Here is a 15,302-nt window from a genome sequence, read left to right on the forward strand (position 1 = left end):
CCCCCGGCCTCGTCTAACAGGGGCAGGGCACCCATCGCCCCATCCATCAGACAGTGATGCGGCTGCGGCCGCCCAATCAGGTTGACGAGGTCCAGATGTCGCATCCGCTCACGACCGTTTCCCGTCCGTCCATGCTGCGCCGCAGTCACCCCATGGCGTGGGCCGTCGCAGTCGCGCTGGGTACGGTGGTCGCTCCCGCCAGCCAGGCCCAGCAGGCGTTCAGTCCTGGCTGGTTCGCTGATCGCGGTGCGGCCCAGGGCGCGGCAGCGCAGAGCGGACGGATGCCCAACGGGGTACCGATCCAGTTCCAGCTGCCGGCGCAGCAGCAGGACGCCGCACGCCAGAAGCTGCAGCAATCCATCGACAACCTCGGCACCGCCGCACAGGCCATTGCATTGCAGCAGCGGCTGCAGGAGCAGGCCCGGCAGGCGCGTCGGGAGGCTGGCTTCATCGTGGCCGACGGGCTGGGCAAGGACGGCCTGAAGGTCGATGAAAACCCGCTCACCCGTGGCTGGTTGAATGCGCGCGAGGCGATCCAGTCACAGGGCAGCGATGGCCGGGTCCAGGTGAGCGTGGAGCAGACGGCGGACAAGGCAATCCTGAACTGGGAAACCTTCAACATCGGCGGCAACACCACGCTGACCTTCCAGCAGAATGCGGACTGGGCGGTGTTGAACCGGGTCAACGACCCCACTGCCCGGCCCAGCCAGATCCTCGGCCAGCTGAAGGCCAATGGCACGGTGTTCGTGGCCAACCGCAATGGCGTGGTGTTCGGCAACAACAGCCAGGTCAACGTCCGCAACCTGGTTGCCGCTGCCGCACGGATCAGTGATGGGCAGTTCCGCGACAACGGCCTGTTCAGTGCCGACGGCACCACTGCCGCGCTGACCGAGGCCTTCGGCAAGGTGATGGTGGAGCAGGGCGCGCGCATCGCCACCCACGATCCTTCAAGCGCCACCCGTGGCGGCGGCTACGTGCTGCTGGCCGGAAGCAGCGTGGAGAACGCCGGCCAGATCGAGACGCGCAAGGGCCAGGCGCAGCTGGCGGCGGGTGACAGTTTCGTGATCCGTCGCGGCGTCGGCACCGCGCAGAACACCGCGTCGACCACGGCCGGCAACGAGATCGCGCCGCGCTTCGTGCAGGGCAGCAGTGCCGGCGACGTGCGCAACAGTGGCCTGATCCAGGCGCGCGAGGGCGACATCACCCTGGCCGGGCGCAGGGTCGAGCAGGCCGGCGTTGCCGTCGCCACGACCACGCTGGGCCAGCGCGGCACCATCCATCTGCTCAACGCGATCAGCGACCGCCAGGGCCAGGTGACCCTGCAATCCGGTGCAACCACCGCAGTGCTGATCGAAGACGACGGCAAGAGCGCGGTGCTGGACAGCCAGCGCGATGCGTTGATCAAGGCCTCGGCGGAGCAGGATGTGCTGCGTGCGGCAAGCAGCGCTGGCACGTTCGACAACCTCTCGCGGCTGCAGGACCGTCGTGACCAGTCGCGCGTGGAGATCGTCTCCGGTGGCGACATCAATTTCAAGGATGGCTCGTTGACCGTTGCGACCGGCGGCCAGGTGGTCGGCGATGCGGCACGCCGCAGCTACGTGGGCAACGCGGCGCAGGTCGATGTCTCCGGCGCAGTCGGTGTGCGCGTGGCGATGGAGAGCAACAACGTGCAGGTGAAGGTGCAGGGCAACGAACTGCGCGATTCGCCGGACAACCGCGACAATGGCACGTTGATCAGCAGCGAAGTCTGGATCGATCGTCGTGAACTGCAGCGCGTCGCAGCCGGTACCGGCGGTTATGCCGCCGAGCGCTGGTATGCCGGTGGCGGGCTGCTGGAAGTGGGCGGCTATCTGGACAACCAGCGCCACTCGATCGGCGAATGGGCGGCCCAGGGCGGCACCGTGCAGTTGAACGGCAGCGAGGTGGTGACCCATGGCGGGTCGAAGATCAACCTGGCCGGTGGCAGCCTGGATGTGCAGTCCGGCGTGATCAAGCAGAGCTGGTTGCGCGGCACCGATGGGCGGTTGTACCGCTTGGACGATGCGCCGGCGGAGATGCAGTACGCCGGCCTGTACAAGGGGTTCGAGGTTGATCACCAGCGCTGGGGCGTCAATGAGGCCTTCCGCAATCCGTTGGTGGCGCCGGGCGAGCGGGTCGACAACGGCCATACCGTGGGGCGCGATGCCGGCCGGTTGGTGATCTCCGCGCCGACCGCGGTGCTGCAGGGTGACATCAACACCCAGGTGTTCCAGGGCGCTCAGCAGGCCAAAGCACCGGACCAGGGCAAGGACGGCTACGCGCAGGCACAGACCGCGGTGGCCCGCAACGCCCAGCTGTGGCTGGGGCGCTATGACAACGCAGGGCGCAATGCGGTCTTCGACACCCAGGTGCGGATCGCTGATGGCGCGGTGCCCGTGGCTGACTGGACGCTGCAGGCGCCGATCCCGGTACCGCAGCGCAACACCCTGTGGCTGGATGCGGGCCGCCTGAGCGAGCAGCAATGGGGACGCCTGGACCTGGCCACTGCCGGCAGCATCGGCATCGAGGGGAAACTGCGCCTGCAGGATGGCGGGCAGCTGGTACTGACCGCCAGTGACATCCGCCTCGGCGGTGATATCGGTATTGCAGGCGGTCAGCTGCAGGCCGGCAATCTGCTGGCGGTAACCGGCAGCCCGGTGGTTCCGCTGCTGCAGGCCGGGCGTGGACGGGTGGAGATCGCCGATGGCGCGCGCATCGACCTTGCCGGCCGCTGGAGCAATCTGCTGCTGGACCCCGGCGCGGCGCAGGGCCAGGCGTGGAGCGATGGCGGTCGCCTGCAGCTGGAGAACAGCCAGGATGTGGTGGTCGGGCGTGGCAGCGAGCTTAGCGTAGACGCCGGCGGCCGTGTCGACAGCGCCGGCAAGGCGCGCATCGGCAAGGGCGGCAGCGTCGGCCTGCAGGCCAACACGCTGGACACCGGCAGAGGGGTTGTCGGCCTGCTGTCGTTGGCCGACGATGCGCGCATCAGCGCGCTGGGCCAGGGCAGTGGCAGCCTGTCGCTGACCGATGGCGGGCATGTCCGCATCGGTGGCGAAGGCCAGGCCGCCGGCGTGCTGACGCTGCGCAGCGCACTGTTCGGCACTGGCTTCAGCCAGTACGACATCAACGCGCACCAGGGTCTTGAAGTGGCCGATGGTGCGCAGGTGGAAGTGGTCATGCCGGGCCTGCGCCTGGCCAGCGATGCGCTTAAGGCGGTCACCCGCGAGGACGCCGTGCAGGCGTGGCTGGCCCCGCTTTACAGCGCCGATCCGTTGAGCGGCCGCATCAGCCAGCGGGCCGGTGCGGGCCTGTTGCTGCGCTCGCAGTTCGGTAACCGCGGCGGTGATCTGCGCATCAGCAAGGGTGCCAGCGTGCAGGTTGATCCGGCACAGTCCATTGAACTGCGGGGCGCGGGCAACATCGCCGTGGAAGGGCGCCTGCACGCGGCCGGTGGCCGGATCCGGCTGGATGACGTGCGCACGGCCATTGATCTGTTTGACGGGCAACCCAACAGCCGCACCTACCGCATCGCGGACGGGGCGGAACTGGATGTCAGTGGCGATGCCTTCAGCGTGAAGGATTCAGCCCAGCGGCTGCGCGGGGGGGGGCGCAAGGGCGGCAGCATCGAGATTGGCGGTGCCCTGGATTGGGAAGGCGCCGGCGACGTCACTGATCGCCCGGTGGATGCGTTCATCGTGGTCGAGCGGGGTGCGCGGCTGCGTGCCGATGGCAGTTCAACGGCGTTGCATATCGACGGCCAGGGCACCCAGCAGGTGGACAGCGATGGCGGCGAGATCGTGCTGCGCTCGGCCAATGCACTCTACCTGCAGGGCGATCTGCACGCCGCGGCCGGAGGTGCCGGTGCGCGCGGCGGTACCCTGGGCATCGCCTTCGCCGGGGGTGTCTACGCACCCAGCGCAAGTGAGGGCGTGCGTGCCCCCCGATTCCTCGCCCTCAGCCAGAAGCGGGAGGAAGCGTCGACGCCGGCGGCACCCACATATGGCCACGCGACGCTGTCGGTGGAACAGATCCGCGACGGCGGGTTCGACAACCTGTCGTTGTTCACCGCGGTCCGCAGCCAAGGCGACATCGATCTGCGGATGGGGCAGAGCCTGCGCCTGGCAGGTTCCGTCGGCGTGTTGCCGGGCGCTGCGGCGGCCCGATCCATCACGCTGCAGGCGCCCTATCTGAAGCTGTCCGGCCCGAGCTGGGCCGTGATTCCCGGCGAGACCACCGTGGTCAGCGCGGACGTGCCGCTGGCATCCGGGCAGCAGCACCGGCTGCAGGCCGATGCGCAACTGATCGATGTGCGCGACACGGTGCGGCTGGATGGTTTTGACGATGTCGCCCTGCGCAGCAGCGGTGACGTGCGGCTGCTGAAGGGCAATCCGCGCGCAGGTGCGCTCGATACCGAGCTGCTTGCAGCGCGACGCCTGGAGATTACCGCCGCTCAGGTGTATCCGGTGGCCGGCGCGTCCGGTCGGCTTGGCACCGGGCTGGATCCTGTCGCCGTTTCAGCGGATCCGCGATGGAAGGATGCGGCCGGCCTGCTGCGCATCAATGGGCTGGGGGGCGTCGCACCGGCAACGCCATTGTCGGCACTGGGCAGCCTTATGCTCACCGCGGCGACCGTCGAGCAGGCGGGCGTGGTGCGCGCACCCATGGGCAGCATCGTGCTGGGCGGGACCGACAGCAACAGTGTGCTGGCCTCACGTGTCTCATTGCTGCCGGGGAGCCTGACCTCGACCAGCGGCGCAGGGCTCAGCCTGCCCTATGGTGGCACGCTGGATGGCATCCAATGGCGCCTGGATGGTGCAGTCGTTGAGCCGAGGAATGTGGGCGGTGGCGCGCTGCCGATCGGCGTCCGTCTGGTCAGCAGCGAGACCGACGTGGCACCGGGCGCGGTGCTGGACATGTCGGGTGGCGGTGAGCTGACCGGCGCGGCCTTTGTCAGTGGCCGTGGCGGTTCGGTGGACATCCTGCGCCATGCATTGGCTGATGCGAATCCACGCTATGGCTTCAGCCAGCCGGGCAATGAGGTCTACGCCATCGTGCCGGGCTATGCAGGCAGCGCCGCCCCGCTGGGCCTGTCCGATGGCTCGGCCGATCCGGCCGTGGGCCAGCAGGTCGTGGTGCCGGCAGGCGTGCCGGGCCTGGCAGCGGGCACCTACACGTTGCTGCCGGCCAGCTTTGCGCTGCAACCAGGGGCGTACCGGGTCGAGCTCGGCGCCAGTGGCGCGACCGGCGCCACGACCGCGTTGGCCACCGGGACCGGCTCATGGCGGGTGGCCGGCCATCGGGCCGACGCACTGGGCGGTGCGGTATCACCGTTGCTGACGGACCTGCTGCTGACCCCGGCGGCGACCGTGCGACGGCACTCCGGATACAACGAGACCAGTTACAACGCCTTCGTGACTGCCAGCGCGCAGCGACTGGGCCTGCCACGTGGGTGGCAGACGGTCGATGCGGGCACGCTGCGGCTTGAGCTGGGCGCAGGTGCCGGCCGCCAGGGGGCCTCTGCATTGCGCTTCCAGGGTGAGGCACGCTTCCAGCCCACCGCTGGCAGTGGCGGGATCGGCGGCAGCGTGGAGGTTGCACGGGTCAGCTCGGTGGGCTCGCTGGAGATCATCGCGGCGGGTGGCAACACTGGCACAGACCCGCAGGGGGCGACCATCGAAGCCGATGCGCTCAATGCGCTGCAGCCTTCGCGGTTGGTCATCAATGCACGCCTGCGCTCGGTCGCACCATCCGTCATCGATGTCATGGGCATTGGCCAGGACGTGGTGGTGCGCAGTGGCGCCGTGCTGCGCGCGCCGGAAGTCCTGATTGGTGCGGTTGAAGGTGGGCGCGGCATCGTGGTCGAGGCCGGGGCAGGAATCGACACGATTGGGCTGGGCGCCGCCGGGCTGCCGTCAAGCCTGGGCTATGTCTACCAGGTGGGTGGTGGGCTGCTGGCCGTTTCCAATGACCACCCCGAAGTGCTGGCTGCGGCCACAGGAACGGCCGGAACACGCGTCGACATCGACATTGGCGCCTGTGATCCGGGCGCTACCTGCGCCGGCCAGGCCCGCCTGGTATCGGAGGGCAGCATCAATGTTGCATCCAGTGGGCAGCTGCAGCTGCGCGAGGGCGCCGTGTACGGCACGCGCGAGCTGGCGCTGGGCATGGGCAATATCAACCTGGGCACGGCCGAAGCCATCGCGCGGGCGGCGGGTGCCTCGGCGCTGCCACCGGGCCTGATGCTGAACCAGCAGGTCCTGCGCGATCTCCTGCGTGGTAATACGGCTGTCGGCGCGCCTGCACTGGAGACCCTGCGCCTGAACGCTGCCGAGGCGATCAACGTGTTCGGCAGCGTGGATCTGGACACGCGGGATGCCGCAACGGGCAAGCCGAGCCTGCGCAGCCTGGTGCTGGGCGCGCCGGCGATCCATGGCTACGGCGACAGCAACGACCGCGCACGCATCTTCGCTGCGGAACTGACCTGGTCGGGCCAGCAGGGCGCCACGTCGGTACTGGGGGATGCGAAGACGCAGCCGGTGGGGCCAGCAATCGCCAGCCGGTTGGGAAGCGGGCAGCTGGACATCATCACCCACACGCTGCGGTTGGCACCGTCGACGCGCTCGCGCCCCTCATCGGAAGCCAATGCCGGGCGCCAGGTGCTGGGCTTTGCCGGAGTGAACCTGCAGGCCGCGCGCCAGCTGGTGTTTGCCGGCAGCGGTGACCTGACGGTCTACCAGCGCCAAGGCGATTACGTGGCGGGCAAGGGCTGGGTGTTCAGTGGGGGCAACCTGGATATCGAGGCGCCGCTGATCACCGGCGAGGCCGGGGCCAAGCTGGCGGTGAAGACAGGTGGCACATTGTCTGCGCGCAGTACCACGACCGGTGGCAGCGCAGACGCCCTCGGCGCCGAGCTCGATCTTCGCGCCGGCGACATCGTGCTCGATACACGGTTCGCGCTCGCCTCTGGCAGGTTGTCGGCCAACGCCGACCATTCACTGCGCCTGGGCAGCCGGGCCGATCTGGATCTCTCCGGGCGCAAGGTCAGCCTGTTCGACGTCGACAATTACAGTTGGGGCGGCGACGCGGAACTCACCGCGGGCGACGGCAGCGTGCAGACCGACGCGGCCTCGCGCATCGATCTGTCTGCCCGCAACAATCGTGCCGGCCGCCTGACCGTGACCGCACTCGGTGCCAGTGATGGGCGTGTCGACCTTGCTGGCCGGATCCTTGGCCAGGCGTCGGGCCGTCAGGACGTGGGCGGCAGCGTGGTGCCCTACGACAGTGGCGAACTGCTGGTCCGTGCGCAGCAGTTGCACGATTTCAGCGGTCTGAACCAGCGCCTGACCGGCGATGGCGTGACCGGAGCACGCAGCTTCCAGCTCAAGCAGGGCGACCTGCTGATCGGCGACGAGGTGAAGGCGCGCAAGGTCGATATCAGTGTTGATGGTGGCGCGCTGCAGGTTCGCGGTCGGATCGACGCCAGTGGCGAGCAGGTGGGCAGCATCCGCCTGGCCGCGCGGGACGGCCTGCAGGTGGATGGCACTCTGGATGCACATGGCACCGCGCTGCGCGTGGACAGCTACGGCGGCATCATCGACAGCCCCAACCGCGCCATCGTCGAGCTGGAGAGCCGATCGGGCACGCTGGTACTCGGCCCTGCTGCCAGGGTCGACCTGCGCAGCGGCACCGGGGTCGCGGTGGGCACGGCGCCTGGCCAGAACGATGGCCGGGCGCGCGGTACGCTCGCGTTGAACGTGCCGCGCAGTGGTGGCTCGGATGCAGCGATCCGTAGTGACGCAGGGCTGCAGGTGATGGGCGCACGCGATGTGTTCGTCACCGCGGTACGTCGCTATGAGGATGCGCCGCTGGCGACCACGCCGGATGTGAACGGCCATCGCTCGCAGATGGTCACCCAGGCCTGGCTGGACACCGTGGTGGATCCGGCCAGCACGGCCTGGATGAACGCGGCGCTGGGCAACGCCGATCTGTCGGCGCGCCTGGCGGCGCTGGGCAGCGTGCGCCTGCGGCCGGGCGTGGACATCATTGGTGTTGCGTCGGCCGCCAATCCCGAGGGCGACCTGACCGTCAGTGGTGACCTTGACCTGTCCGGCTATCGCTATGGCCCGCAATCCGACCGCCAGGATCCAGCACGCCGCGGTTTCGGTGAATCCGGTGCGATGCGCCTGCGTGCCGCCGGCGACCTGAATGTCTACGGCAGCATCAACGATGGTTTTGCGCCGCCCCCGGCCAGTCCGGACGACGCGGGCTGGCAACTGGTCGAGGGCGCCGTGTTCGGCCTCGGTGTCACCCCGTTCGGTGCAGACCTGGTGGTTCCCGGCGATGGCGTCGTGCTGGACATCGGCACGCGGTTCCCGGCCAGCGCGGTGCTGAACTACGCCATCCAGGTGCAGGCCGTGAAACTTCCGGCGGGCACGACGCTGCCGGTCGACATGACCCTGACCGGGCCTTTGGTATTGCCCGCAGGCACGGTGCTGGCGGCGGCGGTCAAGCTCGCTGACGGCCAGGTGCATCCGGCGGGCAGCGTACTGGCGCAGCCATTGTCGGTGCCGGCCGGAGCGAAGCTCTCTGCAGGCTTCCAGCTTCGTGGCGAGGCCAACGTGGCCGGCCACACCTGGCCGGCCGGCGTACCGCTGCCGATCGAACTGCGCCTGGCGGCGCGCACGCCGTTGGCGCGCGGTGCACTCATCCCCTCGATGGCCACGGTCAAACTACCGGGTGGCACGCCGATCAAGCTGCGGCCGACCGGCAGTGATGGACGCCAGGGACGCAACTGGGCGTTGGCGCAGATGCTGCCTGAAGGCTCCACTTCCTGGGACGTGTCACTCGTTGCCGGCGCCGACATCGACGCTGCGGACCCGCGTACGCGCCGCTTCGGTGCAAGCGGTGACCTGACCTTGTCCGATACGCACTACGGTGCGATCCGCGATGCCAGCAAGCAGATGAAGTTCATCCGCGACCGGTTGTTGACCGCAGACGGCGCGCAACGGCTGGGGGTTGACGGCTCCTGGGTGGGCCGGACGATCAAGGACCTGGCCGTGCACCTGGGCCGGGAGGAAGATGCACTGTGCAGCGTGGCCGCGAGCTGCATCACCTCGCCGTATATCTTCACCGAGCTGGGCGCGGAGGAACTCGCGGGCGATCCGTCCCTTGCGGGAACCAGCGTCAGGGAATTCGGCGAGATGATCGGCATGACCGAGGAGGCCATCTGTGGGCAGCTCAGCGATGGCTTCTGCCTGATGCCGGGCGAGACGCGCGAGGTCACCACGATGGACCCGCCGCGGCACGGCACACCGATGTGGAGTGTGCTGCGTACGGGCACCGGCGATCTGCAGCTGCTGGCGGCGCGCGATGTGCAGATGCGTTCGGTGTTCGGCGTGTATACGGCGGGCACCCCTGCATCGCTGGGCAACGGCCACGACGAACGCTTCCAGTCCGAGCGCAGTCCCTTGAACGGGCGCAGCACGTTGTTGGGCCTGCAGCAGGCCACCGGTGACTATGATGCGGCCCTGGCTGCCTATCGCGCGTGGTATCCCGACCACGGTGGCAATCTGAGCGTGATTGCCGGCCGGGACGTAACCGGGGCCACCTGGGCGACCTTGTCGTCCGCAGGTACCGATCGTGACAAGGCCGACAGCGCCAGCAGTTCGGTCGGCGGCTGGTTGTGGCGGCAAGGCACGGGCAGTACGCCCGGTGTGGAACCGGTGCCGACCAGCTGGTGGGTCAACTTCGGTACCTATGCGATCACCGGAGTGACGGCCACGTCGACGCCACGCATGGTCGGGTTCACTGGAATCGGCACGCTGGGTGGCGGCAATGTGGATATCGAGGCGGGCCGCAACGCGGGCGTCACGGCGGCCAAGGGCGATGCCCAGGGCGTGCTCGGCGGTGGACGCTATTCCACGGCGATCAACGCGGCGGTGGCGTCGACCGGTCGTGTCGACGATGGCCGCCTGGTGCAGACCGGTGGCGGCGATCTGCGGTTGCGCAGTGCCGGTGCGTTGAATCCGCTGCTGGCGGCTACCTCCTACTCGCAGGCCGAAAACCAGCAGAATCTGGAGCTCAACGGTACGCTGGTGAACCTGCGTGGCCATCTCAGCGTCGAGGCTGCACGGATCGGTGGCAGTGCCGTGGGGCCGAACAACTATCAGGCCATCGCCAGCGGCCTGCGCATGATGGACCCTTATCGATCGACCACCAGTGCGGCCATGGGTGGGCCGGTTCTGGTGCTGGGAGATTCGGTTGCGGATCTGACGGCCCGGGGCGACGTGGTCCTTTCCTCTGCGGCCGATGCCGGCCGGGTGAGGTTGTTCAACGCGAACCGGGTGACCGCAGATGACGGCACGCGACTGCTGGGCGCTGGCGGATTCTCGCTCTGGACACCGTCGACGGCGATCAACCTGTTCTCCGCCGGTGGCGACGTGGTGCCGGTCGCGCAGCGGACCATTGAACGCATCGAGGACGGCCGTGCGGAAGTGACTGCCGGCGGGGCGGCCTACTGGATCTATCCTTCGCGCCTGCAGGCCGTGGCTGCCAGCGGTGACATCAAGCTGTCGCGCGCCGATCCTTCGACCGTGCTGCTGACTGCACCTGGTGCCAACGGCAGCCTGCAACTGCTTGCAGGCGGCTCGATCCTGGCCGCCAGCGATGCACCCGCGATCAGCAGTTCCGGGGCCGACACCCGCTTGCCATCGCCGTTTGATCCGGCCTTCAGTGCCTTCTCTGCCAGCGGTACACTGCGGCTGACCAATCTGTCCCCGGATGGCACTGTGGTGCCTTCCCTGGCGGGTAGTGCGGACCCCACCCCGTTGTTCGCCTTCGGTCCGAATCGACCGATGCTGGCGACGCCGCGCGCTGCTGGGGGGCAGCCAAACCGCTTCTATGCCGGTAGTGGCGACATCATCGGGCTGCGTACCGGCGGTGAGTGGACGCCGGCCTCCCCAGACACGCCGCGCACGGTCGGCACCTGGTACGACGTGGCCGCACCGGTCCAGCTGCGCGCGGGCACGGACATCCTCGGCAGCACGGTGATGGCGCTGAACAACAGTGGCACCGATCTGACCGTGGTAGAGGCTGGCCGTGACATCGTGCACGCCAACGTGACCGTATTCGGTCCAGGCAATGTCGACGTCAGTGCAGGCCGCCAGCTGCGCCAGGAGGATAGCGGCAGCATCGTCAGCCGTGGCGGTCTGATCCAGGGCGACACTCGTCCAGGCGCCAGCATTGCAGTGACCGCCGGCAACCAGAACATCGCGTTCGATGCCGTGCGCGCGCGCTACCTGGATCCGTCCAACCTCGCCGACCCGGCGCAATCACTGGCGTCGCAACCCGGCAAGGCGGCGAAGATCTACGACAAGGAGCTGAAGCAGTGGCTGCAGCAGCGCTTCGGCCTGGCGGTCGATGGCGCGGAGGCCCTGGCGGCGTTCGATCGCTTGCCGAAGGAGCAGCAGCGCATCTTCCTGCGCCAGGTCTACTACGCCGAGCTGCGCGAGGGCGGCCGCGAGTTCAACGATCGGGATGGGCCGCGCTTCGGCTCCTACCTGCGCGGTCGCGAAGCCATCGCCACGCTGATGCCGGACAAGGATGCAACGGGAGCGACGATCCCGCGCACCGGCGATATCGTGATGTACGGTGGCTCGGGCGTGCGCACCGAGGCGGGCGGCAACATCGAGCTGATGGCGCCGGGTGGGCAGATCGTGCTGGGCGTTGCGGGTGAGGTGCCGCCGGCCAGCTCCGGCCTGATCACGCAGGGCCAGGGCGACATCCGCCTGTTCAGCCAGGACAGCGTGCTGTTGGGCCTGTCGCGTGTCATGACGGCCTTCGGTGGCGACATCCTGGCCTGGACCGAGCAGGGCGACATCAACGCCGGCCGCGGCTCGCGTACCACGCTGCTTTACACGCCGCCGCGCCGGATCTACGACAACTGGGGCAATGTGCTGCTGTCGCCGCAGGCGCCGGCCACCGGTGCCGGCTTCGCCACGCTGGCGCCGATTCCCGAAGTGCCGCCGGGCGACGTCGACCTGATCGCGCCGCTGGGCACCATCGACGCGGGCGAAGCGGGTATCCGTGTCTCGGGCAACATCAACCTGGCCGCGCTGCAGGTACTCAACGCGGCCAACATCCAGGTGCAGGGCGAGAGCAAGGGCCTGCCGGTGCTGGCCACGGTGAACGTCAATGCGCTGGCTTCGGCCAGTGCGGCAGCGAACAGCGCCAGCCAGGCGGCACAGGATGTGATGCGCAAGAGCCAGGACGATGCACGACGCAACCAGCCGTCGGTGATCAGCGTGCAGATCCTCGGATTTGGCAGTGGCACCAGCGCCATCAATCCGCCGGCGCGTGGCAACACTGCCAACAGCGGTTATGACGCCAACAGTGCCTTCCAGTTCCCGCAGGCGAGCCGCGACGAGGGCACGCAGCGACGCTAGGCATCTTGCAACCGTGCCGACCAACGGTCGGCACCCACCGTGCATCCACGCCATGCGTGGATGCAGCTGGACCGCAGGAATGGACAGCATCGGGCCAGCCGCCACGGAAGGGTGGCGGCCCCAGCCAGGACGGCACGGAGGGCAGGGAGCGGCCATCAGCGGTGAGGACCACCGACACGGCGCCGCCGGGTGCAGGAGAGCGCCCGGCGGCAGGCTCGGCAGTAGATCCACGCCCTGCGTGGATGCGTAGCGGGGATGCGCCCTAAAGCTCCAGCACCCGCCGGTAGCTCAACGGCCCACGTGCATCGCGCAGGCCCAATCGCAGCTCCAGTCCAGTAGCCGGCAGCACCTCGCCGTCGCTGGGCAACATCGCCCACCCGGCGCCCGGCTGCCACGCTCGCACCTCGAACCGCTGCACATCGTGCGCCACCGCGATTCCCTTTGACGGATCCGGTGCGGGCAAAGGGTAGCGATCCGTTGCAGCGCCGCTGGCCCGCCACAGTGTGTTTCCCTGTCGCCACCAGCGAACACGTTGCCAGCGCAACCCGTCGCTGCCCAAACTGCGGGTGATCTCCAACGCGAAGCTTCCATCCGGATGTCGTTCGCTCACCAATGAAGGGGGTAGCAGGCGCTGCGGACGATCTGCCGGACGTACTGCGCCATTCATCAGCGCATCGTCGGCCCGCATCTCGATATCACGCTGGAACTGTTGCAGCACGCGCAGCGCCGTCGTGGTCTCGGCATCGGCCCGGCGCAGGCGCTGGTCCGTGCTGGCGACACTGTCCAAGGCACGCCAGCAGATCACCGCCAGCACGCCCATGATGGTGATCGCGATCATCACTTCGATCAGGGTGAAGCCACGCACTGTGCGTTTCATGGCGACGCCGTCCATGGTAGCTGCAGACGCGCCAGCGATTGCCTCGGTGCATCTTCAGCTACTACGCTCAGCTCCAGCTGCGGTTGCCCGTCGGCGCCGCTGCCCAGGTGCTGCTGCACCAGGAAACGGGTGCGTCCCTGCAGACACAGCAGGCGAGCATCGCTGGGTGGCAGCGCGGCCAAGCGCAGCTCCTGCCAGCGGTCCTGTGCGCACAGCAGGGCCAGCCGACGGTCACGCAGGCGCGACTGGTCATCGGTCGCCACCGCCACCGAGCGCATCACCGCCGCCAATGCGATGGCCACGATGGCCAACGCGATCAGCACCTCGATCATCGTGAATCCGTGTTGCGTCCGCTTCACTGCATGACCTGCAATTGTCCACTGCCATCATCACGAAGACGCAGTCGACGGCCATCCAACGACAACGCCAGCTCCCACGGCACGCCGATCCATTCGGGGCTCAACTCAATGGCGTTCGTCGGTTGCACTTCAATCCCGCGGGTCTGCCACTGCTGGGGGCGCAACAGGTCATCGCGCTGCAGCTCGACCCAACCTTCGCTGTCGCGACGGCTGAAGCGATAGCCTTCTGCGTTGGCCTGCCAGCGGATTGGCCGACCATCGATGCGTGCTTCATCGCGCGCAACCTGCAGGCGCTGCGCCAACCGCTCCGATTCCTGGCGCAGCTGCCGCGCAGGGTCGAGCAGGCTGCCCAGGCCCAGGCCGATGCCCGCCGTGCAGATGCCGATGATCACCAGCACCACCATCAGTTCCAGCAGGGTGAAACCGCGTGGCCTGCGTTGCATCGGGCATCGCCTCCTGTCCTTGCCGATACCTGCCAGCGTAGGCGCGGATGATGAAACAAAAGCGTCAGCAGCAGGTGCTAGCGTGGCCGTAAAGGACCATGGCGAAGGTGCGGAACATGGACGGCAGACATTGGGATCGCAATCGCATGTTGACCCTGCTGGCGGGGACCCTGCTGCTGGCGGTGGTGGCCTATTGGAGCGTCACCCTGTCTGCGGTGGCGCCCATCGCGGCTGCCAGCGAAGCACATGCAGAGCCGCCGGTACGTCCGATGTTCGACGCGATGGCCAGCCTGCCGCTGGTACGGCTGCTGTCCCCTGGGGCAGTGCAGACGGAGGTGGTGGTGCTCGGCGTGATGGCCGGTGAACACGCGCCGCTGGCGTTGCTGTCGGTGGATGGCCGACCCGCGGAGGCGTACGCACCAGGCCAACGCCTCGGACCCTGCACGGTACTGGCCAGCATCAGTGCCAGCGCAGTGGAACTGAACCAGGCCGGTCAATCGCGCAGCTTGCCGGTGCCTGAGTTGCCGCCGGTGCCGACCGAGGGCATCGTACCGGCTGACTTGTAGAGCCGAGCCTACGCTCGGCTGCTCCTGCGCGGCATCGCCGATGAATGCAAAGACAGCCGAGCATGGGCTCGGCTCTACAAAGGCGCTGGCTCAGCGCGCCGGGCGCTGTGGCACCAGGGAACGACCAAAGGCATCGCCCATGCGCTGTCGCGTGCCTTCCAGGTTGTACTGCATCAGCTGGTTGCCGGGCTGTTGCATCAGGCGTTCGGCCTCCGGAAGCGCCGGTGATTTCGCCGCTTTCGATGCCGGCGCAAGTTTGCGCTGCAGGCAGTCCCACGCCGGAATGCGCTCGCCATTGACCTGTACTTCGATGCAGGGCGCGGCGTCTTCCTGCTTCTTCGTCTCGTCAGCGCGCACCGGGGGCAACACCAGCAACAGCGCAAGGGTGAGGGCAGCGCGCAGGCCCGCCATCAACGATTCACGCATCTCGAATCTCCCGCAGCAATCGACGTTCTGCAATGAAGACGTGTGGCGAAGGCAGGGTCCGCCTGCGTGCGTTGCGGCGCTGTCAAAAGATGACAGTGCTGTCACAAAACTGTTGGCGGTTTTGACGCGACGTACACGTCCTGTTGGTAGACCCACGCGCCGCTCCATGG

6 protein-coding genes are annotated in these 15,302 nt (G+C 68.2%); 2 read left to right on the plus strand and 4 right to left on the minus strand.

Annotated features, from left to right (window positions below; all coding sequences use genetic code 11):
* The first annotated feature begins 152 nt into the window (after nucleotides 1-152).
* On the plus strand, nucleotides 153-12,461 hold the full coding sequence (locus ACZK0Z_RS10500) for a filamentous haemagglutinin family protein (RefSeq protein ID WP_459004435.1): 12,309 nt from the start codon (nucleotides 153-155) through the stop codon (nucleotides 12,459-12,461).
* Nucleotides 12,462-12,723: 262 nt separating this feature from the next.
* Here ACZK0Z_RS10500 and ACZK0Z_RS10505 read toward each other — a convergent pair whose 3' ends face one another.
* From ACZK0Z_RS10505 to gspH, 3 genes are read right to left on the minus strand one after another with little or no spacing between them, the layout of a single operon-like run.
* Nucleotides 12,724-13,338 carry a PulJ/GspJ family protein gene (locus tag ACZK0Z_RS10505; RefSeq protein WP_049431585.1) on the minus strand — a complete coding sequence of 205 codons (615 nt, stop codon included), beginning with the start codon at nucleotides 13,336-13,338 and terminating at the stop codon, nucleotides 12,724-12,726.
* Complete coding sequence (gspI, locus tag ACZK0Z_RS10510) at nucleotides 13,335-13,670, minus strand: type II secretion system minor pseudopilin GspI (protein WP_219632006.1); 336 nt, start codon at nucleotides 13,668-13,670, stop codon at nucleotides 13,335-13,337. Before gspI ends, ACZK0Z_RS10505 begins: the two co-directional genes overlap by 4 nt.
* A 23-nt stretch (nucleotides 13,671-13,693) precedes the next feature.
* Entirely contained in the window at nucleotides 13,694-14,140 is a 447-nt protein-coding gene (gspH, locus tag ACZK0Z_RS10515; RefSeq protein WP_049431571.1) for a type II secretion system minor pseudopilin GspH, read from the minus strand.
* A gap of 116 nt (nucleotides 14,141-14,256) precedes the next feature.
* On the opposite strand from gspH, the gene ACZK0Z_RS10520 reads away from it, so the two are divergent.
* Nucleotides 14,257-14,706, plus strand: coding sequence for a general secretion pathway protein (locus tag ACZK0Z_RS10520; RefSeq protein ID WP_197631886.1), 450 nt, complete (start codon nucleotides 14,257-14,259; stop codon nucleotides 14,704-14,706).
* Between the two features lie 90 nt (nucleotides 14,707-14,796).
* Here the strand turns inward: ACZK0Z_RS10520 and ACZK0Z_RS10525 are convergent, their stop codons facing one another.
* Entirely contained in the window at nucleotides 14,797-15,132 is a 336-nt protein-coding gene (locus tag ACZK0Z_RS10525) for a hypothetical protein (protein ID WP_049431573.1), read from the minus strand.
* Nucleotides 15,133-15,302 lie beyond the last annotated feature (170 nt).

It is taken from the genome of Stenotrophomonas sp. 116085_Sma (assembly GCF_056479585.1).